General features: G+C 67.6%; 21 protein-coding genes. 7 read left to right on the top strand and 14 right to left on the bottom strand.

Annotated elements, in window-relative coordinates; all coding sequences use genetic code 11:
• Window positions 1-111: 111 nt before the first annotated feature.
• Window positions 112-1,326, top strand: coding sequence for an FAD-dependent monooxygenase (locus tag QZM72_RS13600; protein ID WP_301738368.1), 1,215 nt, complete (start codon window positions 112-114; stop codon window positions 1,324-1,326).
• Between the two features lie 96 nt (window positions 1,327-1,422).
• On the opposite strand, the gene QZM72_RS13595 is transcribed toward QZM72_RS13600, so the two are convergent.
• Both QZM72_RS13595 and QZM72_RS13590 read right to left on the bottom strand, forming a co-directional pair.
• Complete coding sequence (locus tag QZM72_RS13595) at window positions 1,423-2,367, bottom strand: esterase family protein (RefSeq protein WP_179233521.1); 945 nt, start codon at window positions 2,365-2,367, stop codon at window positions 1,423-1,425.
• A 61-nt stretch (window positions 2,368-2,428) separates the two neighbouring features.
• Window positions 2,429-3,526: an OpgC domain-containing protein gene (locus tag QZM72_RS13590; protein WP_301738367.1), complete on the bottom strand. Its 1,098-nt coding sequence runs from the start codon at window positions 3,524-3,526 to the stop codon at window positions 2,429-2,431.
• A 381-nt stretch (window positions 3,527-3,907) separates the two neighbouring features.
• On the opposite strand from QZM72_RS13590, the gene QZM72_RS13585 reads away from it, so the two are divergent.
• Window positions 3,908-5,062 (top strand): porin, encoded by a 1,155-nt coding sequence (locus tag QZM72_RS13585; protein WP_089470017.1) that lies wholly within the window; start codon window positions 3,908-3,910, stop codon window positions 5,060-5,062.
• 43 nt (window positions 5,063-5,105) lie between these two features.
• Here the strand turns inward: QZM72_RS13585 and QZM72_RS13580 are convergent, their stop codons facing one another.
• Window positions 5,106-6,017, bottom strand: a complete 912-nt coding sequence (locus QZM72_RS13580; protein WP_301738365.1) for a LysR family transcriptional regulator — start codon at window positions 6,015-6,017, stop codon at window positions 5,106-5,108.
• Between the two features lie 142 nt (window positions 6,018-6,159).
• On the opposite strand from QZM72_RS13580, the gene QZM72_RS13575 reads away from it, so the two are divergent.
• Window positions 6,160-7,161, top strand: coding sequence for an aldo/keto reductase (locus QZM72_RS13575; protein WP_301738364.1), 1,002 nt, complete (start codon window positions 6,160-6,162; stop codon window positions 7,159-7,161).
• Window positions 7,162-7,288: 127 nt separating this feature from the next.
• Window positions 7,289-8,029, top strand: coding sequence for a sulfite exporter TauE/SafE family protein (locus tag QZM72_RS13570; RefSeq protein ID WP_301738363.1), 741 nt, complete (start codon window positions 7,289-7,291; stop codon window positions 8,027-8,029).
• A gap of 83 nt (window positions 8,030-8,112) precedes the next feature.
• Here the strand turns inward: QZM72_RS13570 and QZM72_RS13565 are convergent, their stop codons facing one another.
• From QZM72_RS13565 to QZM72_RS13555, 3 genes are all read right to left on the bottom strand, one after another.
• Window positions 8,113-10,275 (bottom strand): hypothetical protein, encoded by a 2,163-nt coding sequence (locus QZM72_RS13565; protein ID WP_301738361.1) that lies wholly within the window; start codon window positions 10,273-10,275, stop codon window positions 8,113-8,115.
• 490 nt (window positions 10,276-10,765) lie between these two features.
• Window positions 10,766-11,152, bottom strand: a complete 387-nt coding sequence (locus QZM72_RS13560) for an ester cyclase (protein WP_301738360.1) — start codon at window positions 11,150-11,152, stop codon at window positions 10,766-10,768.
• 46 nt (window positions 11,153-11,198) lie between these two features.
• Window positions 11,199-12,095: a LysR substrate-binding domain-containing protein gene (locus tag QZM72_RS13555; protein ID WP_301738359.1), complete on the bottom strand. Its 897-nt coding sequence runs from the start codon at window positions 12,093-12,095 to the stop codon at window positions 11,199-11,201.
• 500 nt (window positions 12,096-12,595) lie between these two features.
• Here QZM72_RS13555 and QZM72_RS13550 point away from each other — a divergent pair, with 500 nt between their 5' ends.
• From QZM72_RS13550 to QZM72_RS13540, 3 genes are all read left to right on the top strand, one after another.
• On the top strand, window positions 12,596-13,465 hold the full coding sequence (locus QZM72_RS13550) for a peptidoglycan DD-metalloendopeptidase family protein (RefSeq protein ID WP_089470010.1): 870 nt from the start codon (window positions 12,596-12,598) through the stop codon (window positions 13,463-13,465).
• 208 nt (window positions 13,466-13,673) lie between these two features.
• A complete protein-coding gene (bla, locus tag QZM72_RS13545) occupies window positions 13,674-14,573 on the top strand; it encodes a class A beta-lactamase (RefSeq protein WP_089470009.1) in 900 nt (299 codons plus the stop codon).
• Between the two features lie 106 nt (window positions 14,574-14,679).
• Window positions 14,680-15,552, top strand: coding sequence for a LysR substrate-binding domain-containing protein (locus tag QZM72_RS13540; protein WP_089470008.1), 873 nt, complete (start codon window positions 14,680-14,682; stop codon window positions 15,550-15,552).
• A gap of 26 nt (window positions 15,553-15,578) precedes the next feature.
• On the opposite strand, the gene QZM72_RS13535 is transcribed toward QZM72_RS13540, so the two are convergent.
• The 8 genes from QZM72_RS13535 to QZM72_RS13500 all read right to left on the bottom strand — a co-directional run bounded on the left by QZM72_RS13535 (window position 15,579) and on the right by QZM72_RS13500 (window position 24,016).
• Window positions 15,579-15,914 carry a hypothetical protein gene (locus tag QZM72_RS13535; RefSeq protein WP_089470007.1) on the bottom strand — a complete coding sequence of 112 codons (336 nt, stop codon included), beginning with the start codon at window positions 15,912-15,914 and terminating at the stop codon, window positions 15,579-15,581.
• A 364-nt stretch (window positions 15,915-16,278) separates the two neighbouring features.
• Entirely contained in the window at window positions 16,279-16,533 is a 255-nt protein-coding gene (locus tag QZM72_RS13530; protein WP_089470006.1) for a GlsB/YeaQ/YmgE family stress response membrane protein, read from the bottom strand.
• Window positions 16,534-16,688: 155 nt separating this feature from the next.
• Window positions 16,689-17,369, bottom strand: coding sequence for a fimbrial protein (locus QZM72_RS13525; RefSeq protein WP_301738443.1), 681 nt, complete (start codon window positions 17,367-17,369; stop codon window positions 16,689-16,691).
• A 333-nt stretch (window positions 17,370-17,702) separates the two neighbouring features.
• Complete coding sequence (locus QZM72_RS13520; RefSeq protein WP_089470004.1) at window positions 17,703-20,297, bottom strand: fimbria/pilus outer membrane usher protein; 2,595 nt, start codon at window positions 20,295-20,297, stop codon at window positions 17,703-17,705.
• 203 nt (window positions 20,298-20,500) lie between these two features.
• Window positions 20,501-21,241 (bottom strand): molecular chaperone, encoded by a 741-nt coding sequence (locus tag QZM72_RS13515; RefSeq protein ID WP_089470003.1) that lies wholly within the window; start codon window positions 21,239-21,241, stop codon window positions 20,501-20,503.
• Window positions 21,242-21,351: 110 nt separating this feature from the next.
• Window positions 21,352-21,903 carry a fimbrial protein gene (locus tag QZM72_RS13510; RefSeq protein ID WP_089470002.1) on the bottom strand — a complete coding sequence of 184 codons (552 nt, stop codon included), beginning with the start codon at window positions 21,901-21,903 and terminating at the stop codon, window positions 21,352-21,354.
• 425 nt (window positions 21,904-22,328) lie between these two features.
• Window positions 22,329-23,105 carry an ABC transporter ATP-binding protein gene (locus tag QZM72_RS13505; protein WP_089470001.1) on the bottom strand — a complete coding sequence of 259 codons (777 nt, stop codon included), beginning with the start codon at window positions 23,103-23,105 and terminating at the stop codon, window positions 22,329-22,331.
• Window positions 23,102-24,016, bottom strand: coding sequence for an ABC transporter ATP-binding protein (locus tag QZM72_RS13500; protein ID WP_089470000.1), 915 nt, complete (start codon window positions 24,014-24,016; stop codon window positions 23,102-23,104). The genes QZM72_RS13505 and QZM72_RS13500 overlap by 4 nt, the downstream gene beginning before the upstream one ends.
• Window position 24,017: the final 1 nt, after the last annotated feature.

The following is a 24,017-nucleotide window of genomic DNA, read 5'->3' as shown; positions in this document are numbered from 1 at the left end:
CATTTTATTGCCGGATAAAAGTCCACTCCTGAAAATACCGATACGGCGCATGCATTCGGCACGAGCGCCGAGCCCGCCGCACACCTCACATACATCGGAGACACCTTCATCATGCAGACGAACCTGAAGATTGCGATCGTCGGCGCCGGCATCGGCGGCTTGACCCTCGCGCTCGCGTTGCGCGAGCACGGCATCGACGCGCAACTCTACGAGCAGACGCCTGAATTGCGCGAAGTCGGCGCGGCGGTCGCGCTGTCGGCCAATGCGACGCGCTTCTACGAACGCATGGGCTTGCGCGCGGCTTTCGATGCGGTGTGCGCGGACATCCCGGGGCTCGTCTACCGCGACGGGCGCAGCGGCGCGGTGATCGGCCATCATCGCGGCGCCCCCGACTATCGCCGGCAATTCGGCGGCGCGTACTGGGGCGTGCATCGCGCGGATCTGCAGGCCGTGCTGTCGACGGCGGTCGGCCTCGACTGCATCCATCTCGGCCATCGTCTGGTCGACCTCGCGCAACACCCCGATCGCGTGACGCTGTCGTTCGACAACGGCACGCAGGTCGACGCCGATCTCGTGATCGGCGCGGACGGCGCGCGTTCGATCACACGACGCTGGATGCTCGGCTACGACGATGCGCTGTATTCGGGCTGTTCGGGTTTTCGCGGCGTGGTGCCGGCCGCGCGCATGGACCTGCTGCCCGATCCCGACACGATCCAGTTCTGGGTCGGGCCGCATGGGCATCTGCTGCACTATCCGATCGGCGATGACGGCGACCAGAATTTCCTGCTGGTCGAGCGGCACCCGTCACCGTGGCCGTCGCGCGAGTGGGTCATGCCGGCCGAGGAAGGCGAGCAACTGCGTACGTTCCGGAACTGGCATCCGGCGGTGGTGCAGATGATCACGGCCGTGCCGATCAGCCAGCGCTGGGGGCTGTTTCACCGTCCGCCGCTCGGCCGATGGAGCCGCGGGCGCGTGACGTTGATCGGCGATGCCGCGCATGCGCTGGTGCCGCATCACGGGCAGGGCGCGAATCAGTCGATCGAGGATGCGGTGGTGTTGGCCGCGCAATTGGCGAAGGCCGGCCCGGGCAATTGGCGCGAAGCGCAGGAAGCCTACGAGCGGCTGCGCCGCGGCCGGACGCGCAAGGTGCAATATGCGTCGATCTCGGCAGCCGACGTGCTGCATCTTCCCGACGGGCCAGCCGCGCAGGCACGCAACGCGCGGCTGGCCGACCGCGATCGCGTGCTGCATCACCTGGACTGGATCCACGATTTCGATGCGCTCGATACGGAGCCGAGCGAGCGACAGGGCGGGACGTGGCTTTGAGCGGCGGGCGGCGCGCAGGGCACGACGGTCAGCGACGGCGGTCGGCCGATTACCGACCCGCCAGCCCGGAACGATCGCCGCAACGGCCGTCGGGCGTTACTTCACGCACTCCAGCGCATACTTCAACCCCTGCCCGAGCAACCCGCGCCAGACGTCCCACGTATGCCCGCCGTCGACGATGCGCAGCTCGGCCGGGTTCTGCGCGCGGCGCAGGTGCGTGTACAGCACGCTCGATTCCGCCTGGATCGTCAGGTCGTCGTCGCCGGCTGCGATGAACATCGGCACACGCCAGTTGCGCGCGAAATAGCCGCGCAGCAGCGCCGGATAGTTCAACTCGTGCCACACGCGCGAATCGAACTGCCGATCGCCGAACACGCCGACGTAGCGCGCGGCGGAATTGAGCGGCGGCTCGTTCGCGTAGATGGCCGGGCTCAGCAGCATCGCGCCGCAGAACAGCCCCGGTTCGAGCAGCGAGAAGCGCAGCGCGCCGAAGCCGCCCATCGACACGCCGCCGATCGCGCGGCCCGCGCGCTGGTTCGACACCGCGAAGTGCGCTTCGACTTCGGGCAGCAGGTCGTTGAGGAACGCGCTCTGCATCTTCTCCTTGCGATCGACGTACCAGTCGGTGCCGCCTTGCGGCATCACGATCACGACGGGCGGGATGTCGCGGTGCTCGATCAGCGTGTCGGCGGTGGCCTGCAGCCGGCCCTGCGTGACCCAGTCGTTCGCGTTGCCCGCGTTGCCGTGCAGCAGGTACATCACCGGGTAGCGTGCGCCTTCCGGGTTGTAGCCGGGCGGCAGGTAGACCGTGTACGACCAGTCGCGCTTCAGCGACGCCGACCGGAACGTGCGCAGCACGATGCCGCTGCCCGGATTGACGGGCGGCTCCTGCGCGGCGGATGGCGTCGTCGCGGTCTGGATGGCCGGCGGCGCGGGCGATAGCGCCGGCGCGGCGGCAGGCGCCGCCGACGGCGTGGCATGGGCGGTGGCGATCGCGCCGGCGATCAAGGCGAGGGCGAACGGAAGGGCGAGTCGGCGCATGGCGAATCGTTTCGGGAGTGGCGCCGGCTATCGTAGCAGCGGCGCATGACGGCGCGGCGCGTCATGGCCGCGAGCGGAACGGCAGCCGCGCGACGAGCGGCCCGTAGAGTTTGGCCACGAGATACAGCAGCCCGATCGCGACGGCGTCGGCGGCGAGGCCGAGCGGCACGTCGAGATAGCCTTCGGTCGCCTGGTAGAGCACCGAATCGACCGCGAGCGAGATGCCGGTGCCCGCGACGAAGCACAGCAGCCCCTGCCGGCCGATCGTGCCGATCCACGGCATCGCGTGCGCGACCTTCTTCATCCAGCCGAGGTGCACGAGCTTGGCCGCGAGCCATGCGATCGCGAGGAAGTTCACGAGCCGCAGCGCGCCGAGGTTCTGCTTGATCGACGGATCGGTCGGGAACGGCTCGATGCGCAGCCGGTAGTACGCGCCGGCCGCGACGATCGCGAGCGCCGCGGCCGTCAGCAGCCAGCCCTGCGGCTTCGGCGCGAGGGTCTGGTAGACAGGCTGGCAGCGCGCGATCACGCCGAGCACGAACAGGAACTGCCACGCGAACGGGTTGAAATCCCACGGCGCGCCTTCGACGGTCGGCAAGAAGCGTGCGATGTGCGGCGCCGCGTACCACAGCGATCCGCTGAACGCGAGCATCAGCCACGGCTGCGTGCGCGCGAGCGGCAGCGCGAGCGGGACGAGCAACGCGAAGAACGCATACATCGGCAGCACCGACGCGAGGTACGGCTGGCGGCGGAACAGCAGGATGTCGCGCAGCGCGGCGAGCGGCTTGTGCAGCAGCCCGTCGAGATCGTTGGTCGGCATGTTCGGGCCGTCGATCGCGAGCGCATTCAGCGCGGCGGTGATCAGCAGCATCAGGCCGGCCGTCACGAGGAACGCACGGTAGATCTCGAACGCACGCCGGATGAAACGCTGGCGCGCGGCGGCCTCGTCGTGCCGCTCGGCGAGCGAGTTGTACGCAATGGCGGTGGCGAAGCCGCCGAGGAACACGAACACCTCGGCCGCGTCGCACAGCGCGTACGCATGCAGCGTGACGCGCGACAGGATGCTGCCGCCGATGTGGTCGACGACGATGACGAGCAGCACGAGGCCGCGGAAGAAATCGAGCTCGGCGTAGCGGCCGGCCCGGGCCGGCGCGGTCATCGGAGCGCCTTCCGGCGCGGGCCGCGGGCACGGCCGGCACGCGCCGCGCATGAATCGGGGTGAAGCATGACTTCGTGAAGAAATGGCGGACGGATGCGCATTGTGCCACCGATGCGAAGCGTTCCGGGTTTACGCGGATGGCGGGCCGGCCGGCCGCTGCCGACAAGCCCCGTCAGGCTGTCCGCGCAACGGGGCAGTTGGACGAGCGCAACGCTTTGCGCGCGACGACCCGCACCCGATGGACGGACGGTTTGCGTCGTGACACCATTTTGTCCTCACGCGGCCGCACACCGCGTCGTCCGCCCTGCGGGCCACACATACAACAGATCGAACATTCGCCGGGCGTACGGCCAGCCCGGCCCCCGGCTCCGGAGATTCGTCATGAGGAAGCACGTCATTTTTGCCGCCGCGCTCGCTGCCTTCGCCGCGCCGGCCTTCGCCGAGACCAGCGTGACGCTGTACGGCGTGATCGACGAAGGCTTCAATTACACGAACAACGTCAACGTCAATGGGGTCGGAAAGACCAATTACCAGCTCGCGAGCGGTTATGCGCAGGGCAGCCGGTGGGGCCTGAAGGGCAGCGAGGATCTCGGCGGCGGGCTGAAGGCGGTCTTCACGCTGGAAAACGGTTTCGACGTGAACAACGGCCGGCTCGGCCAGGGCGGCCGGATGTTCGGCCGTCAGGCGTTCGTCGGGTTGTCCGAGTCGCGCTTCGGCACGCTGACCTTCGGCCGCCAGTACGATGCCGTCGTCGACTATCTCGCGCCGCTGACCGCGAACGGCAACTGGGGCGGCACGCTGTTCTCGCACCCGTTCGACAACGACAACACGGACAACTCGTTCCGCGTCAACAACACGGTCAAGTACGCGAGCGCCGACTGGAACGGCCTGACGTTCGGCGGCACGTACAGCTTCAGCAACAGCACGGGCTTCTCGAACAACCGCCAGTACAGCCTCGGCGCGCAGTATTCGCTGGCCGGGCTGCAGGTCGCGGCCGCGTACCTGCAGGCGAACAACCCGGGCATCGGCAACGCGGGCGCGATCGCGGCCGACGACGCGAACTTCGTCGCCGATCGGCTGCGCATCTTCGGCGGCGGCGTCAACTACACGTTCGGCCCGGCGACGGTCGGCGTCGTCTATACGAAGACCGACGTGAAGAACCCGGTATCGACGATCTATCTGCCGGCGTCGACGTTCGCCGGCCTCGGGCTGACCGCGACGAAGTTCCAGAACTTCGAGATCAACGGCAAATACCAGCTCACGCCCGATTTCTACCTCGGCGCGCAGTACGTGTACACGGACGGCAAGTACGATGCCGCGGCCGGCTCGTTCAAGCCGAAGTACCACACGGTCGGCCTGATGGCCGACTACAGCCTGTCGAAGCGCACCGACGTGTATCTGCAGGGCGCATGGCAGAAGGTGGGCGGCGACAAGACGGGCACGGCCGCCGACGGCGGCTATGTCGTCGGCACGGACGGGCCGTCGGCATCGTCGAACCAGTTCGCGGTGCGCGCCGCGATCCGCCACAAGTTCTGACCGGGCGCCGGCGCCGGGGCGAACGGCCCCGGCACGGCCGCCGTCAGTCCGCCCGGTGCGTGCCGCCGAGCGTTTCCGCGAGCCAGTCGACGAAGATCCGCACGCGTGGGGCCAGATGCCGGCTGTGCGGAAACACGACCGACACCGGCAACGGCGGCGCCTGCCATTCCGGCAGCACCTCGACCAGCGAGCCGCCCTCGAGCAGCGGCGCGAGCCCGTCGCGCGGCGCCTGGATCAGCCCGAGGCCCGCGACACAGCACGCGAGATACGCCTGCGAACTGTTGACCGACACGACGCTGCGCATCTTCACCGTGTGCAGCTCGCCCGAATCCATGTCCGCATATTCCCAGTCCAGTTCGCGGCCCGTGCGGCTCGAGAAATAGCCGACCGCGACGTGGTCCGGCAGATCGTCCGGCGAGCGCGGCGTGCCGTGTCGCGCGAGATAGGCGGGCGACGCGCAGTTGATCTGGGGCATCTCGCCGACGTGCCGCGCGACGAGCGACGTGTCGGACAGCACGCCGACCCGCACCGCGCAGTCGATGCCGTCGGCCACGAGATCGACGAAGCGGTCGGTCGTGCTGATCGCGACGCGCAGGTCGGGGTAGCGCGCATGGAAATCCGGTAGCGCCGGAATCACCTGGTTCAGCGCGAAACGTTCGGGCAGGTCGATGCGGATCACGCCGCGCGGCGACGCGCCGGCATCCTCGAACAGCGTTTCCGCGTCGTCGAGATCGGCGAGCAACCGCACGCAGCGCTCGTAGTAGGTCGCGCCCTCGGCGGTCAGCGCGACGCGCCGCGTCGTGCGTTGCAGCAGGCGGATCTTCAGGTGCTTTTCCAGATACTGGACGGCATTGCTGACCGTCGGGCGCGGCAACTGGAGCTGCTCGGCCGCTTTCGTGAAGCTGCCGAGATGGGCGACGCGCGCGAAGACGCGCATTGCTTGCAGATGGTCCATGCGGGCGAACACCTTGGCGGGAACGGGAACAGGCTCCATTGTTAATCAGCGTCGAATGGTTTGGTGGAGCGTTTCGCGTTTATCGGGCGGCGTCGTGCGGCCAGAATCCGTTTCATCCACTCACCATTCGAAGGAAACGGACATGGACACGCGTCAACTGGGCCGCACGGGCCCGCAGGTTTCGGCGATCGCGCTCGGCTGCATGGGGATGTCGGATTTCTACGGGCCGGCCGACCGCGGCGAAAGCATCGCGACGCTGCATGCGGCGCTCGACCACGGCATCACGCTGGTCGATACCGGCGACTTCTACGGGATGGGCGACAACGAGATGCTGATCCGCGACGCACTGCGCGGCCGGGCGCGCGACCAGGTGCTGATCAGCGTGAAATTCGGCGCGCTGCGCGATCCGGCCGGCGGGTTCGCCGGCTACGACGCGCGGCCCGCGGCGATCCGGAACTTCGTCGCGTACTCGCTGAAGCGGCTCGGCACCGACTACCTCGACATCTACCGGCCGGCCCGCGTCGATCCGGCGGTGCCGATCGAAGAGACGGTCGGCGCGATCGCCGATCTCGTGAAAGCCGGCTACGTGCGCCATATCGGGCTGTCGGAAGTCGGCGCGGACACGATTCGCCGCGCGGCCGCCGTCGCGCCGATCGCCGATCTGCAGATCGAATACTCGCTGCTGTCGCGCGGGATCGAGGCCGAGATCCTGCCCGCGTGCCGCGAGCTCGGCATTGGCGTGACGGCCTACGGTGTGCTGTCGCGCGGGCTGCTCGGCGGGCGCTGGACGGCGGCGCGGCAGGGCGAGCGCGATTTCCGCGCGGCGAGCCCGCGCTTCCAGGGCGAGAACCTCACGCACAACCTCGCGCTCGTCGACGCGCTGCGCACGATCGCCGACGAGAAGGGCAGCAATCCGGCGCAGGTCGCGATTGCGTGGGCGCTGTCGCGTGGCGCCGACATCGTGCCGCTGGTCGGCGCGCGCAAGCGCACGCAACTGCGGGACGGTTTGCTGGCGACCGAATTGCAACTAACGGTCGAAGAACTCGCCCGCATCGAAGCGGCGGTTCCCGCCGGGGCGACTGCCGGCGAGCGCTATCCGGCCGCGCAGATGGCGCACCTCGACAGCGAGCAAGGCCGGGGGTGACGCGTGGGGATCGACGGTCCTGAAAGCCCGTCCGGCGGCCCCGAGCCAGCCTCAGGCAAAGCCAGATGGCGGGCGGCGTGGCGGGCAGGCACCATCGGCGCCGTACTCAACGGACGGGATGCCTGCCATGCCAATTCATACGCTGACGATCATCGTGCTGGTTTTCCTGCTGGCCGGCGCGGTCAAGGGGATGATCGGGCTTGGATTGCCGACGATCGCGATGGGGCTGCTGACGCTCGCGATGCCGCCGTCGGCCGCGGCGAGCCTGCTGCTCGTGCCGTCGTTCATCACCAACGTGTGGCAGTTGTGGCTCGGTCCGTCGTTCGGCGCGCTGCTGCGCCGGCTGTGGCCGCTGCTCGTCGGCCTGACCGTCGGCACGCTGACGGGCGGGTTGCCGGCGCTTGCAGCCGGCAGTACGTGGACGCACACGGCGCTCGGCATCGTGCTGGTGCTTTACGGGCTGTGGGGGCTGGCGGCGGCGCGGCTGCCCGCACCGGGCCGCCATGAAACATGGCTGTCGGCCGTGGTCGGCTACCTGACAGGCGTCGTGACGGCCGCGACCGGCGTGTTCGTCGTACCGGCCGTGCCCTATCTGCAGGCGCTGCGGCTGTCGAAGGACGATCTGATCCAGGCGCTCGGGCTGTCGTTTACCGCATCGACGATCGTGCTCGGCCTGCAGTTGCGCGTGACGGGCGCACTGCAGACGGTCGATCTCGGCGTGTCGGCGCTCGCGCTGGTGCCGGCGCTCGCAGGGATGGCCGGCGGGCAATATGCGCGGCGCGTGATGAGCGAGAAGATGTTCAAGCGTTGCTTCTTCGTCGGGCTGATCGCGCTCGGCGCGTATATGGCGGGATCGCGGTGGTGGTGAGCGTGCGCCCCGGCGCTGAATGATCCCGAAGCCGGTTTCGGCAGCCGGCTTCGGGAACGGTCACGGGGTGGCGGTCGTGCCGCTTACGCCGGATCGGCGTACCTCAGCGTCCACCCGACGGTACGCGTCGCGCCTGCGCCGAGCGCGAACGGTTTCGTCGTGCACGCGAAGTTCGAATGCAACTGCCCGATCGGCGTCGTCGACAACGGATTCGTCGCGCCGTTCGCCGTGTCGAAGGCGGACAGCGCGCAGTTGTCGAACCCGGATGCCGTATAACCGGTCGCGGCGCTGTTCGCGTACGTCACCGACACGCCGTCGCCATTGGCCTGCGTCGACGAGAAATCCGCGAACGACGTGAAGTCCGTCTCGACCGCGAGGTTGCCCGCGAGCGTGCCCGAACTCAGCGTATCGCTGCGCGAAATCGCGCCGTGCGCGAACGTCAGCACCGTGTGCACCTGCAGGTCGAGATCCGTCGTGTACGCGGCGTTCTTCGACGCGAGCCGGAACTTCGTCGTATCGAACGACACGATCACCTGGCCGTTGCTCTGCTGCACGTTCAGGTTCCTGTAGTACGTGACGGGAATGTAGGTTTTCGCGTTGTACGTCACCTGCGGGAGCAGCAGCGCATAGCCGAGGTCGGTCGTGCCGTAGATCAGCTTGTCGGAGAACGGCACCGGGTAATACGGCGTGTACGAGTCGTAGTCGGGCGCCTGGCTGAGGTTCAGGTTGATCACGCGCCGGCCGTCGCGCACGGTGAGCAACGCGGCGCTGTACGGATGCGCGGCGTCGCCCGGCTGGTTGTACCAGGTGAGCGTGTAGCGCGGCAGCGCGTCGAGCCACGCGCGGTAGTCCGCATCGGCCATCGGCGCCTGGCCGCCGAAGCCGAGCTTGTTCCACCACGCGTTCACGTACAGGTACTGGTGCAGCAGGCTGAAGTTCTCGCCCATCACGCGCGGCTTGCCGCGATACGTGTCGGTGCCGCGGCCCTTGACCCACATGTTCACCGACGGCGTCGGCAGCGACGGGTCGTACCAGTACGTGTCGAAACGACGCGCGGCCTGGTAGATGAATGCATACGCAACCTGTTTCTCGCGATCGGTCAACACGCCGGCATTGGCCGCGGCCGTCAGCACCTCCATGAACGCGGAATCGCCGTACGGGCCGATCGAGCGGCCGTAGTCGAAACCCTGGCCGTCGGCGTTCAGTTGCGGCAGGATCAGGTCGACCGACTTGCGCAGATAGCCCTTCAACTCCGGCGTGAGATTCGCTTCGTTGCCCATCTCGAACGTGCGCTCGACCACTTCGCCGATCAGCAGCGTGCTGTAGCGGTCGAAGCGCGCCTGGTCGTAGTAGGTCGTGTGCGTGTTCGACGCTTCGTCGGAGAACCCGCCCGACGAGTCGTTGCGGATGTGGTTCGTCAGCGTGTACAGCAGCGCGTCGCGTGCGCTCATCGCCGCGACCGCCGGATCGGTCTTCGATGCGAACGACGGGCTGCTCCAGCCGAGCTTCTGGCGCAGCCCGGCAATGCCGTAGGACACCGCATAGTAGTTTTGCGCGGTGTTGAGCGACGCGATGTCGATCGGCGTGCCGGCGGCCGGGCACGTCGTGGTCTTGCCGCTCGCATCGGGGCCGAACATGTCGCAGAACGTGAGCCGCTGCTGCAGCGTCGCGAGCATCGCGTCGCTGAAGACTTCGTTGAGCATCCCGCGCGCCTTCAGGTTGTTCAGCGCGACGAGGTAGTAGTACTCGCCCCACGACGTGTTCGCATACGCGTAGGTGCCGCCCGACTGCGCCATCATCGCGGTCGTGATCGTCTGGTACGTCGCGAGGTAGCTCGCGTATTGCGGGTCGTTCTTCGCCTTCATGTCGATCAGGATGTATGACAGCCCGAGCGCGAGCTTGCCGGGAAGGAATTTGTCGCCGGTATTCGTGTCGAGCACGTGGACGGGCGTGCCGTCGCCGAGATCCATCACGACCTGCGTGAAATCGGGCGATTTCCGGATCAGGTCGAACAGCGCGCGCATCTGGCCCATCATCGTGACCGGGACGTTCGTGCCGGCGGGCACGCTGGTGTCGGGCGCGCCATAGACGAGGGCCTGCAGCGAGTTCGATGCGAGCGCGGGCGGGGTGGACGGAGGGGACGACGACGGTGTGTCCGTCACGTCGTTGCCGCCGCACGCGCTCACGAGCACGACGGAAAGGGCGCTGAGCGCGGCGCCGAGCGCGAATCTGCTGCGCGGATGCATGGTGTCTCCAGTTTTGAATAGTGGTGAAGCACGGTCACGTATCGCCGATACCGCGCTCGGTGCCGTACCTGGCGCCCGCCCTGCAAACCCTGATCCCTGAGGCGGACGGCCTGCCTCGCACATCGAGCAGGCAAGCGTTCCCCCTGCGCGGGCCATGACGGACATCTCGCTCGCGCATTGGAAAACGTTTTCCAAATTTAGGCATCGAGCGGCGTGATGTCAATGAACTTTCACGTCGGAGACGGCGGTAGAAACCCGAATGGGTGTGAGGGAGGGGGAGTCGAAATTACACGTAAGTAGCGGGAATTTTATCTTGATGACCGCGTGTCATCGCGCGACAGAGAAGCTGTGAAGCGGCCAGCGGGAGCATGCCAGGGAAACGGGTTCTCGATGCATGAAGAGAGAAAACGTTATCCATAAGAATCCAGACGCAGAGAGCCGCTCAAGGCTGCCCGCAGCCACATGCGCCGACCCGCCGCTTCGACGACGTTCAAAGCTGCTTCTCGATCGCCGCCTTGTCGATCACCGACCACACCTGCCGGATCTTGCCGTCGTGAAACTCGTAGAACACGTTCTCGGCGAACGTGACCTTGCGGCCGTCGACGGCGAGCCCCATGAACGTCCCTTTCGGCGAACACGCGAAGCGAAGGCGGCATGCGACACGCGGCGGTTCGCACACGAGCAGCCGGATGTCGAAGCGCAGGTCGGGAATGTCGCGGAAGTCCTGTTCCAGCATCGCGCGGTAACCGGCGAGGCCGAGCGGCCGGTCGTTGTGAATCACGTCGTCGGACACGTGTTCGCCGAGCGCCGTCCAGTCCTGCCGGTTCAGGCAGTCGATATACGCGCGATAGCGGGTTGCGAGGTCGATGTCGGTCATGGTCACGTCTCCGTATGTCGATGGGGCGAGTCGAATGCGGCGCGCGTTACGGCGGCGGTGCGTCGCCAGACAGGAACGCGACGAACTCGCGCGTGTACTTCGGCAGCGCGTCGAACGACCGCGCGCAGAGCGTCAGTTTCCGATGGCTCCACGGATCGGACAACTCGACGAGCCGCACGTCCATCGTCTGCATCGCGCGCTCGGCCGCATGCCGCGACACGATGCCGATGCCCACGCCGCTCGCGATCACGCGGCAGATCGCGTCGAAGCTCTTCAATTGCACGCGATAGCGGATTCGCCTGCCGAGCGCGCGCGCCTGGTCGGCGAGATGCACCTGCAACGCGCTGCCGTCGGTGAGGCCGATGAAGTCTTCGCCGGCGATGTCGTCGAACGCGACCTTGTCGTGCGACGCGAGCGGATGCGCGGCCGGCACGACGACGATCAGCCAGTCTTCGCGGAACGGTTTCTGTTCGAGCCCGCCGAGCCCGACCGAATCGGCGACGATGCCGACCTCGGCCGTCTTGTTGCGGATCGCATGCACGATCTCCTGGCTCGAACGTTCCTCGACGCTGATCGACAGCTTCGGATGGTGCGGCAGGTAATCGGCCAGGGCATCGGGCAGGTATTCGCTCAGCGACGCGGTGTTGCACAGCAGCCGGATATGGCCGCGCAGCCCCTGGCCGTATTGCTGCAGTTCGCCGCGCATGTGATCGATCTGCTGCAGCACGGTGCGCGCGTGATGTTCGAGCGCGCGCCCCGCATCGGTGGCCTGCGCGCCCGACTTGGTCCGGTGCAGCAGCGGCACGCCGAGCTCGTCCTCCATCCCGCGAATGCGTTCGCTCGCCGCCTGCAGCGTGATGTGCGTGCGTTCGGCGCCGCCCGTGATCGTGCCGGCTTCGCAGATGTTCAGGAAAAGCCGCAGGTCGGTCAGGTCGAAGCGCATGATGGGCGGAGCGATGGGTGGGGAATGGCCGATAAGTTAGCAGGAACCGCGGCGCCGGTCTCAGGGGCGGCCTGAGACCCGGTTCGCCGCTTCCGCATTTTCGGGACGCGATCGGCGGCCGATCATGAACGCACATCAACCGGGGAGCCCGTCATGCAGATCGATTCGTCATGGGGCGTGTCGTTCAAGATCGCGCTGCATCTGCTGTTCCTGTGTATCGGCATCGCGTGGGCGGGTGCCGAATTCGTCGCATGGTTGCGGTGAATGTCGTCGTGTGAGGCTATCGAAACGAATCAATCATAGTTTTTTGTGACGAAAATTCTTCCGTTTTTCCGCGTCGAGACCATCAAGTTTTTCCGGATCGGGCCGTACTACCGGTAGTGAATGCCGGCCGGCATCCGGTCCGTGATCGTTTGTCATCATTGTTTGCATCCGGTTACACGTCGGCCGTTCCGTTTTTGAGATGCTTGAAAGATTGTCAAACCGGAGTCGGATCGTCCATGAAAACGCGCGAGATTCACCGCAAGGCGGCGTGGCTGTCGGGGCTGGCCGCCGTGCTCGTCATGGCCGGTTGTGCAAATACGCAGTCCGTTCCGCCGAGCAACACGCTGGCGGCCCAACCCTCCGATTCGAGCCCGTCCGCGGCGCCGTCGCCCGCGCCGATGCCGCCTGCGCCCATTCTCGTCGCGCGCAAGTACGTCGTGAAACGCGGCGACACGCTGACGGGCATCGCGTCCGCGAACGATTGCAGCGTGACCGACTTGCGCACCTGGAACAAGCTGGCCGCGAACGGCAGGCTGCGCATGGGGCAGGTGCTGCGCATCGTCAAGCAGCAGCCGCTGCCGCCCGCGGGCGCGGCCGGCACGCAGGCCGTCGCGAGCAATGATGCGGCGGGGAATCAGGCCACCGCGCAGGGAACTTCGCAGGCCACTTCGCCGGCCAGCGCGTCGACCGCGAACGACCGTCAGGTCGTCAAGGAAACGAAGCGTCATGCGGGCGGTGTCGCGCTCAAGTGGCCCGCAAGCGGCAAGATCGTCGAAGGGTTCCGGCCCGGGCAGAACCGCGGCATCCAGATCGCCGGCCGGCCGGGCGACCCGGTCCGCGCCGCGGCCGACGGCCGCGTGATGTACGCGGGCACCGGCCTGAACGATTACGGCAGCCTGATCATCGTCCAGCACAACGCGGATTTCCTGACCGCCTATGCGCACAACCGCAAGCTGCTCGTGAAGACGGGCGACATCGTGCATCAGGGCGATGCGATCGCCGAGATGGGCGACCTCGACAACTCGCGCGTCGCGCTGCTGTTCGAGGTGCGGCGCGACGGCAAGCCGGTGAATCCGATGCCGTACCTGCCTTCGTCGCAAGGGTGAAGTCGGGTCGTTTCGCTGGAACGCGACGGCGGTCGCTGCTACGCTAGGTGTTCATGCGAATCCCGCCACCGCGCGGGGGCGACGGGCGTCTTTCGGGGATGCGCGGCGAATGCCGTCGCGGGCCGGCCGTCGGCGTGAACGGTCGTGCGTCGTCGATGCGCGGCCGCGTCGCTTCGCGCCACCGTTTCCGACAGAACAGACCTCATTCATGGAACACTCTCCGACACGCCGCTCGCTGTTGCTTGCCGCCGTTGCCGCGCCGTTCGTTGCCGCGTGTACTTCCGCGCCGGTCGCCGACCAGGGGCGCGCCCATACCGCGCAAGCCGAACTCGCCGCACTCGAAAAAGCGTCGAACGGACGGCTCGGCGTCGCCGCGCTCGATACGTCGAACGGCGTGCGCATCGCGCACCATGCGCGCGAGCGCTTCCCGCTGTGCGGCACGTATGCGGTCATGGCCGCCGCCGCGATGCTCGCGCGCGGCTCGCTCGACGCGTCGCTGCTGCCGCGCCGCATCCTGTACCGCCGCTATGAAATCGTGTCCGGCTCGCCGGTGACGGAGAGCCACGTCGATACCGGCATGACGGTTGCGCAGCTGTGCGCGGCGATGCTGCAGTCGGGCGACAAGGGCGCGGGCAACCTGCTGATGGGCGTGCTCGGCGGCCCGCAGGCCGTCACGGCGTTTGCGCGCGAAAGCGGCGACACCACCTTCCGTCTCGATCACTGGGAACCCGAACTGAACCGGGCCGCCCCCGGCGACGAGCGCGACACGTCGACGCCGGTCGCGATGGTCGACACGCTGCAGCGGCTGCTGCTCGGCGACACGCTGCGCGAGCCGCAGCGCGCGCAACTGACGGAATGGATGGCCGGCGGCGCACGCGGCGCGGCCGGCATCGCGGCGGGCGTGCCGCCCGGCTGGCGCGTGGCCGACAAGGCCGGCACCGGCGGCTACGGCACGACGACCGACATCGCGGTGCTGTGGCCGCCGTCGCGCGCGCCGATCGTGATGGCCGTGTCGTTCACGCAGCCGGACGCCGCCGCCGCGGCGCGCGCGGACGTCGTCGCATCGGCGGCGCGCATCGCGGCGGGCGCGCTGACCGCCGCGGCCTGAACCTTCGGCGTCTCGCGCGAAGCCGGCGTTTGGCTTATCGTGTCGATCAGCGCGCGCCGGCGTCGGCGCGCGGTTCTTCCGCGTCGTTTTTCGTTTCCCGTTCGCCATGCGCCGACTTCCGCCCCTGCACGCGCTGCAGATCTTCTCGACGGTGGCTCGCCACCGCAGCTTCACGCGCGCGGCCGAGCAGCTGTGCATCACGCAGGGCGCGGTGAGCCGGCAGATCCAGACGCTCGAGGCGCACTACGGTTTTCCGCTGTTCAAGCGGCATGCGAAGGGCCTCACGCTGACGGCCGAGGGCGAGCAACTGTTGCCGGTGGTCGACGAGAGCTTCGCGCGGATCGAGGACATCTCGATGAAGCTCACGCGGCAGCGCACCGATCTCGCGCTGAAGGTGCCGACCTGCGTGATGCGCTGGATGCTGCCGCGCATCATGCGCTTCCAGGGCGAACATCCCGATCTTCACGTGCAGATCACGACCGCGTGGCAGCACGTCGTCGATTTCTCGAGCGAGCCGTTCGACGCGGCGATCGTCTACGGCACGTCGCCGGGGCCGGGCGTGGTCGCGCTGCCACTGTTCGACGAGCGGCTGACACCCGTTTGCGCGCCCGAACTGCGGCAGGCGTCGCCGCTCGGCACGGTCGGCGATCTCGCGCGCCATACGCTGCTGCATCCCACGCGCGACCATCGCGACTGGCGTGCGTGGCTCGACCATGCGGGCGAGCGTGGCGTCGATCCCGCGCGCGGGCCGACGTTCGACACGCTCGATCTCGCGACGAACGCGGCGATGCAGGGCTTCGGCGTCGCGATCGGCGACGTGACGCTCGTCGACGACGACGTCAGCGCGCGCCGGCTCGAACGGCCGTTCGACATCGTGCTCGAAACGGGCGCGCGCTACTTCTTCGTCTATCCCGAGAACCTCGGCAGCCAGCAGAAGATCCGCGCGTTCAGCGACTGGATCGCGCGCCATCGCGACTGACGCGCGACGTTTCCCCGCAGCGAGTGCTACTGATAGGTGACGACCGCGATCATCGGCGCGTTCGCGTTGCCCGGACGGACAGGTAAAACGATTGCGCGCGAGGCCTGCGTAAAGGCCGTGGTCTTGATCGTGCGCAGGCTGGCCGCGTCGACGAACGCGACTTGTCCGCTCGCCGGGCGCGGGCAGTCGGGGCGCACGTGCGCATGCGCGGCGTCGGCCGTGTCGAGCGCGAACGAGCACGGCGGCTCGACGATCATGCCGGTGAAGTGGATGATGCCGGACGCGCCGGCGGCAAAGGACGAGGACGAGGCCAGAAGCGAGGCAGCCAGCGCGAGCGAGGCGGCAAACGAACGATGCTTCATGACAGGCTCCAGAGAGGAAGCGCGTCGCAGCGAGGCCGCTCGAATGGCAGTCCGTCAACGCTGCGGTGCTGTATGCGTAAACGGCAAGTTCATCGAACCTCTTGAGGGAGAAACCCGGAAATCACGACGCCGAGCAAACGACGCCGCGTTCCTTCAATCAATTTATCTCAAATTTGTGCGGCCGCAAGTCAGGGTATAGCCGATAACGTACGCTCGGCTGACGCGCGTCAATGGATGCAGCGTTTGCGGGTAAATCGTTGAGGACTCAACGAATCGACAATCCTGAGGATGACGATTCGCCAAAAGAAAACGGCCGCTCGTGCGGGACGAGCGGCCGTTTGCGTCGGAGCGCGGTATGCGGTGTTCAGCCCGCGCGCTTGCGGATCGCACCCACGACGACGAGCAGCACGATCGCGCCGATGATCGACGCGATCCAGCCGGCGCCCTGGCCCGGTGCATACCAGCCGGCGGCGCGGCCGACGTAGCCGGCGACCAGCGAACCGACGACGCCGAGCACGACGGTCATCACGATGCCCATCTTGTCGTCGCCGGGCTTCAGTGCGCGGGCGAGGAGGCCGACGATGAGCCCGACCACCAGGGTTTCGATGAATTGCAGCATGGATGCCTCCCGGTTGCTGTTGAGTGGTTGACGAAACGTCATGGACCCGCGCGGCGCACCAGGGTTCCCGGTAGCGGCGAACCCGCGCGCGGCGTGCCGAGTATCGCACGCCGCGGTGTCGCACGGATGTCGGCGCTGCCGCGCACACATATCGTTCATTGGTAGTCGAGCAGCACCTGCGCCGCGGCATGCACGGAACCGCCACCGATCTTCCCGCCTGTTTGCAGATAGGACGCCCTGAGCGGAATCGACGGCGATCCGCCGGTGGCCGCGTTGTAGCCGGTCACCGTGTGCGATTTTCGCAGCGTCAGCGGCTGACCGGTCGTCGCATCGGCGATATGGATGCCGATGCCGGCCGCAGTCGCATCCGGACGCAGCTGCATGCCACCCGGTATCCCGGCGACGACGTCGTCGAGCGGCGCCAGTTGGTATCCGATCCGGTTGTAGCCGGCCGGGCAGTTGTTCAACCGCACCTGGAACTCGGTCGCGCCGGCGGTGGAGCCCACGCCGTTGAAGTCGCGGCGCTGCACGGGCGGCAGCGTGACGGTCTGGTCGTGAACCGAGCAGGTTCCGTTGATGAAGCTGACCTTCGCCGCGAGGAAGACGGGAGTCGATCCGCCCAGGAGACCGGATTTGTAATAGATCGTGTAATAGGCGCTGATCATGCCTGAATTGAGCGAGCCGTCCTGAGGCTGGCGGCTGTCGCGAAACAGCATGACTTCGAGCGTGTTACGCAGCGTCGTCTTCGTCGACGACACAGCCACGTTGCCGTCGACGAGCATGCGCGTGGACAGGCCGGACACGTTGGTTTCCAGGTCGGGGCCGTCGGACGTCATCACGCCGCCTTTCGGATACATCCTGATGCTCGTGATCTGGCAAGTGCTCGCGCCGCATACGTCCTGCGGCGTGAAGTAATGACGCGCGACGACGACCCCGGGCGCCGCGTTGGCCGGGCTCGAAACCGTGGCCTGCCCGAACGCATAGAGGCCGGCTGCGGCCGCGTCGGTCGCGAACGCCGCGCATGCGAGCAGCAACGTCGATGCAATCGCGGCGACGCGCGACGCGCGTCGGGCAACGCCGCCCCGAACTTCACTCGAGTGCGCCATGCGTGGGCGGCGCGCTGCGCGGATCGATGTGGACGATGAAGAGAAGTGGGTCATCTGGGTTCCTTATTGTGCGGCGGTCGTCGAATCGGCGCGGCAGACGCTCTTGACGGTCTGTATGCCCGACGCGTGCCCGCGACGGTCGACGACGGGGAGCGCGTATGCGATCCGGCAGAACGAGCGGCGGTCGGCGCCCCATCGAACGGTGAGCGTGCCGCTGTCGCCGAGCCCGCGCGCGAAGATCTTGCTCGCCTGGGCGACGACGCCGATTTCCTTGCCGGTTTCGTCCTGCACGGTGGCGCCGAACGGCAACGGCGTGCCGTCGGCCTGCGGCGCCTGAATGAGCGCCGCGCGGCCAGTGTCGGTCGCGAACCGGATCAGCGGCACCGCGCCGGCGCGCGGCGCGATCTGTCGGCTGGTTTCCTTCAGCTCGACGTCCATCGAGATTCCCTTCGGATCGAGCGCGACCGTGTTGAGGCTGTAGGGCGTCAGGTACGGGACGACCGCGAAGCCGTTGCCGTCGACTTTGACGCCTGCCGCGTTCGTGATGCGCGCGCCGGCCGCGCCGGGCGCCTCGACGATCGCGAACGTCTCGGACACCGGCTGCGAGAACGTGATGCCGCCGCGGTGCGCGACGAGCGCGCCGCGCACGCCGAGCGAACCCTGCTGGAAGTCGGTGCTCGCGCCCGCGCTTGCATTGATTTCGGCCATGCGCGCGCGGTACGTGACGTTTGCGCTGCCGTCCGTGGCCGAGCCCGACCCGGACGCGTGGTTCGCGCTGACGCTGTACGACAGCGCGTGATCGTCGCCGAGCGAGCCGGACAGCGTCGACTGCAGCCGGGTGCGGCCGAGCGTGTCGCGCGACACGTTGCCCGAGACGGTCGTCGGGCTCGCGTGGCCGAGCGGGATCGTGACGCTCGCGTAATAGAGCGTGCCCATGTCGCCGCCGGCATTGCGCTGCCGTGTGGCCGTCAGGCTATACGACACGTTGCGGAACTGGTTCGTGTAGCCGATCGAATAGTTGACGTCCGAGCCGGAGCGGTTCCAGTAGTTGACGGTCGAAGCCGTGGCGTTGATGCGTCCGCCGGTCGCGCCGAGGCGCTGCGTGAGAGCAAGCGATGCGCGATGGCGCTGACGCCAGACCGAACTGGCCGGGCGTCCGTCCCGGACGGCATCGCGCGCCTGCATCGCGTCGTTGAGGCCGAAATAGCCGTCGGTCGAATAACGATAGGCGGCCAGCGCGATGTCGGTGCCGGTCGTATCGATGGACTTCGCATAGCTGACGCGCACACTCGAACCGCTGTAGCGCTTCGCGCCGGGAATCGAGGTCATCGCATGCGTCACGTCCGCGCCGAATGCGCCGAACGACGTATTGAGGGCGCTGCCCAGCATCGCGGACGCATAACCGCCGGCGAGCGTGACGCCGCCATAGGCCGTCAGCAGGTTCGTCAGGCCGCGCTGGTACGTGGCCTGCGTGAACAGCGGCTGGCTCGATCCGTACGGATTGCGCAGCGTGCCCGCGACGAAGCTGTAGCGGCCGATGCCCGGCCGCAGCGACATCGGCACGGCGGCGTAAGGCACGGAGAACGAGTGCACGGAGCCGTCGGCCTCGGCGACCGACACCTGCAGGTCGCCGCCATACCCGGTCGGGTACAGGTCGTCGATCTCGAAATTGCCGGGCGCGACCGTCGTCTCGTAGATCGTCACGTCGTTCTGGCGGATCGTGACCTTGGCATTGCTGTTCGCGATGCCGCGCACCACGGGCGCGTAGCCGCGCAGCGAATCGGGCAGCATCCGGTCGTCCGTCGACAGGCGCACGCCGCGGAACTGCGTCGAATCGAACAGTTCGCCCGACGTGTAGCTTTCGCCGACGACGAGTTGCGACGACAGCGACGGCAGGTCGCGCTGCAGATAGGTCGCGATGCCCTGGTAACGGCTCTGGCCGCGCGACGACCACGAATACGAACCTTCGTGCCGAAAGCGCCAGGCGCCGAGATTCACGCCGCCGTTCAGGCCGAGGTAGCCCTGCGTCTGCGCGGTATGGCCGCTGGCCTTCGACGTGTAGAGGTTGAAGTTGTAGCCGAGCAGGCCGACGGTTTCGCCGGCGGTCCATTGATCGGGGTTCACGTAGCCGCGCGCCTTGCGCGCGAGCGACGCCTGCGGAATCGAGAGCCGCAGCGTTTGCCGCGCGAAGTCGAACGTCGCGCTGACTTCCGGCACCGCTTGCTCGACGCGCAGGCAGGCGTCGGGGCTCGCAAGCTGCGCGATGACATCCGGCGCGAGCTTGGTGAAATCGATACCGACGCGCTCGAACAGCGTGCGGTCGAAGCATGGCCGCGCGTCGCCCGACTCGGGCGCGGCCGCGAAGCGCACGTCGTAGCGGCCGATCCAGTCGGGGCCGACATGGAGATCCACGGTATACGTGCCGGGCGCCGTCACGTTGCGCTGCGCGAAGCGCGACACGTCGAAATGCTTGCCCAGGCGGTTCTGCAGGAAGGCGCCGTCGAACTCGACTTGCGCGAACGTGCTTGCGGCGGCGGCTTGCGTCGTCGCACGGCCGTCGCTCGACCACGCGCCGACGCAGGCCATCACCAGCAGATGGATCGGCTTGACGCGTGGCAGGTCGGCCGCCCGATGGCATGGCAGTCGAGTCGAGGTCATGAGCAGTACTCCAGATGGTTTCGGATCGAACGGATGCGTTTCGCCGGCGCAGTCGCGTGGGCGTGCGCGTTGCTGCGTGACGAATGTCGAGTCAGGGGATTCCGGGTCCGGGCCGTCCGGTCGAGACGGCGGAAAGGGCGGCGGACGAAAGGAAGGGAAGCGGGCGGCCGCACCCGCGGTGCGCGCGGCCGGCTTCTGCCGCGTTACGGAGCGATGCCGACCGGACGCCTGATGTCGGTCGACCGGCCCCAGTCGTCGATGCTGCCGAACTCGACCGTTGCACCCGCGGCGGGCGCGTCGGCGAGATGCTTGATCGGGAATCGTTGCGTGCTTCGGGGCAGCACATAGCCCATGCCGGCGTCATGCTTGCGGCCCGCGGCATTCAGCAGCACGTTGCCGAAATTGACGACGAACGGCGTCGGGTTGCGGGCCTCGAGCGCGTAGCCGCCATCGGCGCGCACCACGCGCCAGTCGAGCTGGCTGGGCGCATCGTCGGCGCTGCCGGCCAGCCCGGCGGGGCGATACATGATCTTGATGCGGGAGCGGAACGCAAGCTGGATGCGGTTCCGGTTTTCTTCCGCCGACGCTTTCGGCGGCACTTCGAGCACGTTCAGCCAGAACAGCGATTCCCGGTCGGCTGGCAGCGGTTCGCCGGTGTGCACGAGACGCAGCGTCTGGCCATTGCCGGCTTCCATCCGGAAGATCGACGGCGTCAACGTGAACGGCACGTCGATGTGCTCGGGCAACGCGCTGCTGTCGCCGTCGTCGAGCCACGCCTGCACCAACGCCGGACGCTTGCTGTCGTTCGTGAGCTGGATCGTGACCTCGCGCTCGCTGGACGGGAAGATCACGCGCGTGCCGGCGATCACGACGCTTGCGTCGGCTTGCGACGCGAATGCGGTGACGGCCAGGGTCAGCGTACGGAGGAGCTTCAACAGTTTCATGGGCGTGGAGAGTCGGATCGTTGGACGGAAGCGGACGGAAACGGCAGTTCCGTGCCGCGCGGCGTGACGGGGTGGAGATCGCCGGGGCGGCGACCTCCACGCGTGCGTTCTTACTGATAGATCAGCGAGTACTCGACGCGCGAGTTGACGTCGCCGGCCTTCACGGCGCCGGACGCGTAGTACTCGGCGAAGTAGTTCAGCTTCGCGTTGCCTTCGGCGTCGATATCGGCGATTTGAGTGCTCGCAGAGGTTTGAGCGCCGATGGGGATCAGCTTCTGTTGATCGTCCAGCACGTTAATCTGGACGCCTGTCGCGGCCTTGGCGCCCGTGTCGATCGTCAGGCGGCCGCTCGACTGATCGACGTTCGCGCCGTTTTCGAAGATCACGCCGACCTTCACCGGATTTTCGCCGCCGACCGTGCAGCCCTTGAGCGCCAGCGAGAATGCGCTGCGACCGGCGACGGAGCCGACGTCGGTGAGCGCGGTGGTGCTGACCGGCGGCAGCGGGACGGTGAGATCCGATCCGCCATCGACGCTGCAGGTCGATGCAATGACCTTGCCGACGAAGCTGACCGTGCCGTCCGCCGCGTGGGCCGTGGACGAAAAGGCTGCGCCGGCTGCGACGAGGAGAAGCGGGATGGCGCTGTGCTTGATGTTTTTCATGGTTGAAGTCCCAAATAAAGTTCGACGTTCGAAAGCGCGAATTGAATTTAAATTTCAGAATGGCGCGTTTCGGGTCAAATTATGCGGACTTCGTAATGATTTTGTAATGCGACTCGTACGAATCGATAATCCATTTATCTAGTACGCGTACGAAGTTTTTGGTTGACTGCCGCAGGGGCGGTCAGAGGGAAGGGAGGGGGCAGGCAGGGCGGCGCGTATGTGCCCCGTTATCGAAATCGGTCGGGGTACCGATTTCGTGGTCGCGCCGCCCGATATTCGCGCTATCCGCCGTTCGTGGGCGGTCATGCGTTATTCGAAGCGAATTGAAGCGGGAACGGCCGGCCGGCGGAGGGGCGTGGCGGCCGACATGCCGCGTTGCGGACGCGGCATGGCATGCAACGGTCGCGGGATCGGGGCGGCGCGTGTCAGGCCGTGGGCGCGTCGATTGCCGGGTCGAGCCGGCGATACCCTTCGGTCGCGTTCAGCAGCGTGCGCGTGTAGTCGCGTGCGACCTGCCCGGCCCGTACGTCCTCGATCCGCAGTTGCTCGACGATCTCGCCGTGCTGCATCACCGCGACGCGCTGGCACAGGAAGCCGATCACCGCGAGGTTGTGGCTGACGAGGATCATCGTCAGGTTGCGTTCGCGATGCAGGCGGCGCAGCAGGTTCAGGATCTCGGCCTGCACCGACACGTCGAGCGCGGACGTCGGCTCGTCGAGCAGCAGCACGCGCGGCTCGACGATCAGCGCCCGCGCGATCGCCACGCGCTGCCGCTGGCCGCCCGACAACTGGTGCGGATAGCGGAAGCGAAACGCGGGCCCCAGCCCGACTTCGGCAAGCGCGCGGGCGATCCGCGCGTCGGCGTCGCCGATCGCATGGATCGACAGCGGCTCGCGCAGCGTCTGGTCGACCGTGAAGCGCGGATGCAGCGATGCGTACGGATCCTGGAACACCATCTGCACGTGCCGGCGGAACGCGCGTTCGGGCGTGCCGCCCACCGGGCGGCCGTCGATCGACAGACTGCCGCCCGCGAGCGGCACGAGGCCCGTCAGCGCACGCAGCAGCGTCGATTTGCCGGAGCCTGATTCGCCGACGAGCCCGAACACTTCGCCGTCGCGCACCGCGAAGCTCGCGTCTCGCACGGCGTCGACGTGACCCGTGCGGGTCGGGAAACGAATCGAGACGCGATCGACGTCGATCATCGCGAGGCCTCCTGTCGATCGGCGCGCGCGACGGCCGGCGCCGCCGCGTCGAGCCACGCCGGATCGCGCCGTAGCACCGGCAGTTCGTCGGGCGGATTCGCGAGCGGCGGATTCGCCGCCAGCAGCCCGCGCGTATAGGGATGCGTCGCGTCGCGCAGGTCGCGCGCGGCGCAGGTTTCGACCACGCGGCCGGCATACATCACCGCGACGCGGTCGCAGAACGACATCACGAGCGGCAGGTCGTGGCTGATGAACATCAGGCCCGTGTCGTGCCGCGCGATCATCGCGTCGAGCACCGCGAGCACCTGCATCGATACCGCGACGTCGAGCGCGGACGTCGGCTCGTCGGCGATCAGGAGGCGCGGGCCGGTCGACACCATCATCGCGATCATCACGCGCTGGCCCATGCCGCCCGACAGCTCGTGCGGATACGCGTCGGCGACGCGCGCCGGATCGCGGATCTGCACGGCCGCGAGTGCCTCGACGATCCGCTCGCGCAGCGCGCGGCCGCGCAAGCCCGGCTCGTGCCGCCGGAACGCTTCGCCCATCTGCTTCGCGACCGTCATCACCGGGTTCAGCGAATATTTCGGGTCCTGCAGGATCATTCCCATCTGGCTGCCGCACAGGCGCCGGCGCTCGCGCGGCGACATCGCGAGCAGGTCGTGGCCCGCGAAGCGCATCGTGCGGGCCGACCAGCGCGCGGCGTCGGGCAGCAGGCCGAGCAGCGCGCGGCCCGTCAGCGACTTGCCGGAGCCCGACTCGCCGACGATGCCGAGTCGTTCGCCCGGCGCGAGCGTCAGCGACAGGTCGCGCACCGCGTCGGTGACGACGCCGTCGTGCCCGCGAAAGCCGATCTTCAGGCCGTCGATCTCGCAGAGCGGTGCGGCGGCGTGGGCGGAATTCAATGACATG

Source organism: Burkholderia sp. AU45388 (assembly GCF_030481585.1).
In the GTDB taxonomy this organism is placed as follows: domain Bacteria; phylum Pseudomonadota; class Gammaproteobacteria; order Burkholderiales; family Burkholderiaceae; genus Burkholderia; species Burkholderia sola.
This window is presented reverse-complemented; position numbering and strand designations above follow the sequence as displayed.

Bases quoted from the DNA above. Each gene is read 5' to 3' on its own strand.
- QZM72_RS13520 (WP_089470004.1), bottom strand. From the start codon at position 20,297: ATGACCTCGACTCGACTGCCATGCCATCGGGCGGCCGACCTGCCACGC.
- QZM72_RS13565 (WP_301738361.1), bottom strand. From the start codon at position 10,275: ATGCATCCGCGCAGCAGATTCGCGCTCGGCGCCGCGCTCAGCGCCCTT.
- bla (WP_089470009.1), top strand. From the start codon at position 13,674: ATGGAACACTCTCCGACACGCCGCTCGCTGTTGCTTGCCGCCGTTGCC.
- QZM72_RS13550 (WP_089470010.1), top strand. From the start codon at position 12,596: ATGAAAACGCGCGAGATTCACCGCAAGGCGGCGTGGCTGTCGGGGCTG.
- QZM72_RS13590 (WP_301738367.1), bottom strand. From the start codon at position 3,526: ATGACCGCGCCGGCCCGGGCCGGCCGCTACGCCGAGCTCGATTTCTTC.
- QZM72_RS13570 (WP_301738363.1), top strand. From the start codon at position 7,289: ATGCCAATTCATACGCTGACGATCATCGTGCTGGTTTTCCTGCTGGCC.
- QZM72_RS13555 (WP_301738359.1), bottom strand. From the start codon at position 12,095: ATGCGCTTCGACCTGACCGACCTGCGGCTTTTCCTGAACATCTGCGAA.
- QZM72_RS13515 (WP_089470003.1), bottom strand. From the start codon at position 21,241: ATGAAACTGTTGAAGCTCCTCCGTACGCTGACCCTGGCCGTCACCGCA.
- QZM72_RS13510 (WP_089470002.1), bottom strand. From the start codon at position 21,903: ATGAAAAACATCAAGCACAGCGCCATCCCGCTTCTCCTCGTCGCAGCC.
- QZM72_RS13575 (WP_301738364.1), top strand. From the start codon at position 6,160: ATGGACACGCGTCAACTGGGCCGCACGGGCCCGCAGGTTTCGGCGATC.
- QZM72_RS13580 (WP_301738365.1), bottom strand. From the start codon at position 6,017: ATGGACCATCTGCAAGCAATGCGCGTCTTCGCGCGCGTCGCCCATCTC.
- QZM72_RS13530 (WP_089470006.1), bottom strand. From the start codon at position 16,533: ATGCTGCAATTCATCGAAACCCTGGTGGTCGGGCTCATCGTCGGCCTC.
- QZM72_RS13500 (WP_089470000.1), bottom strand. From the start codon at position 24,016: ATGTCATTGAATTCCGCCCACGCCGCCGCACCGCTCTGCGAGATCGAC.
- QZM72_RS13505 (WP_089470001.1), bottom strand. From the start codon at position 23,105: ATGATCGACGTCGATCGCGTCTCGATTCGTTTCCCGACCCGCACGGGT.
- QZM72_RS13525 (WP_301738443.1), bottom strand. From the start codon at position 17,369: ATGACGTCCGACGGCCCCGACCTGGAAACCAACGTGTCCGGCCTGTCC.
- QZM72_RS13560 (WP_301738360.1), bottom strand. From the start codon at position 11,152: ATGACCGACATCGACCTCGCAACCCGCTATCGCGCGTATATCGACTGC.
- QZM72_RS13540 (WP_089470008.1), top strand. From the start codon at position 14,680: ATGCGCCGACTTCCGCCCCTGCACGCGCTGCAGATCTTCTCGACGGTG.
- QZM72_RS13595 (WP_179233521.1), bottom strand. From the start codon at position 2,367: ATGCGCCGACTCGCCCTTCCGTTCGCCCTCGCCTTGATCGCCGGCGCG.
- QZM72_RS13535 (WP_089470007.1), bottom strand. From the start codon at position 15,914: ATGAAGCATCGTTCGTTTGCCGCCTCGCTCGCGCTGGCTGCCTCGCTT.
- QZM72_RS13600 (WP_301738368.1), top strand. From the start codon at position 112: ATGCAGACGAACCTGAAGATTGCGATCGTCGGCGCCGGCATCGGCGGC.
- QZM72_RS13585 (WP_089470017.1), top strand. From the start codon at position 3,908: ATGAGGAAGCACGTCATTTTTGCCGCCGCGCTCGCTGCCTTCGCCGCG.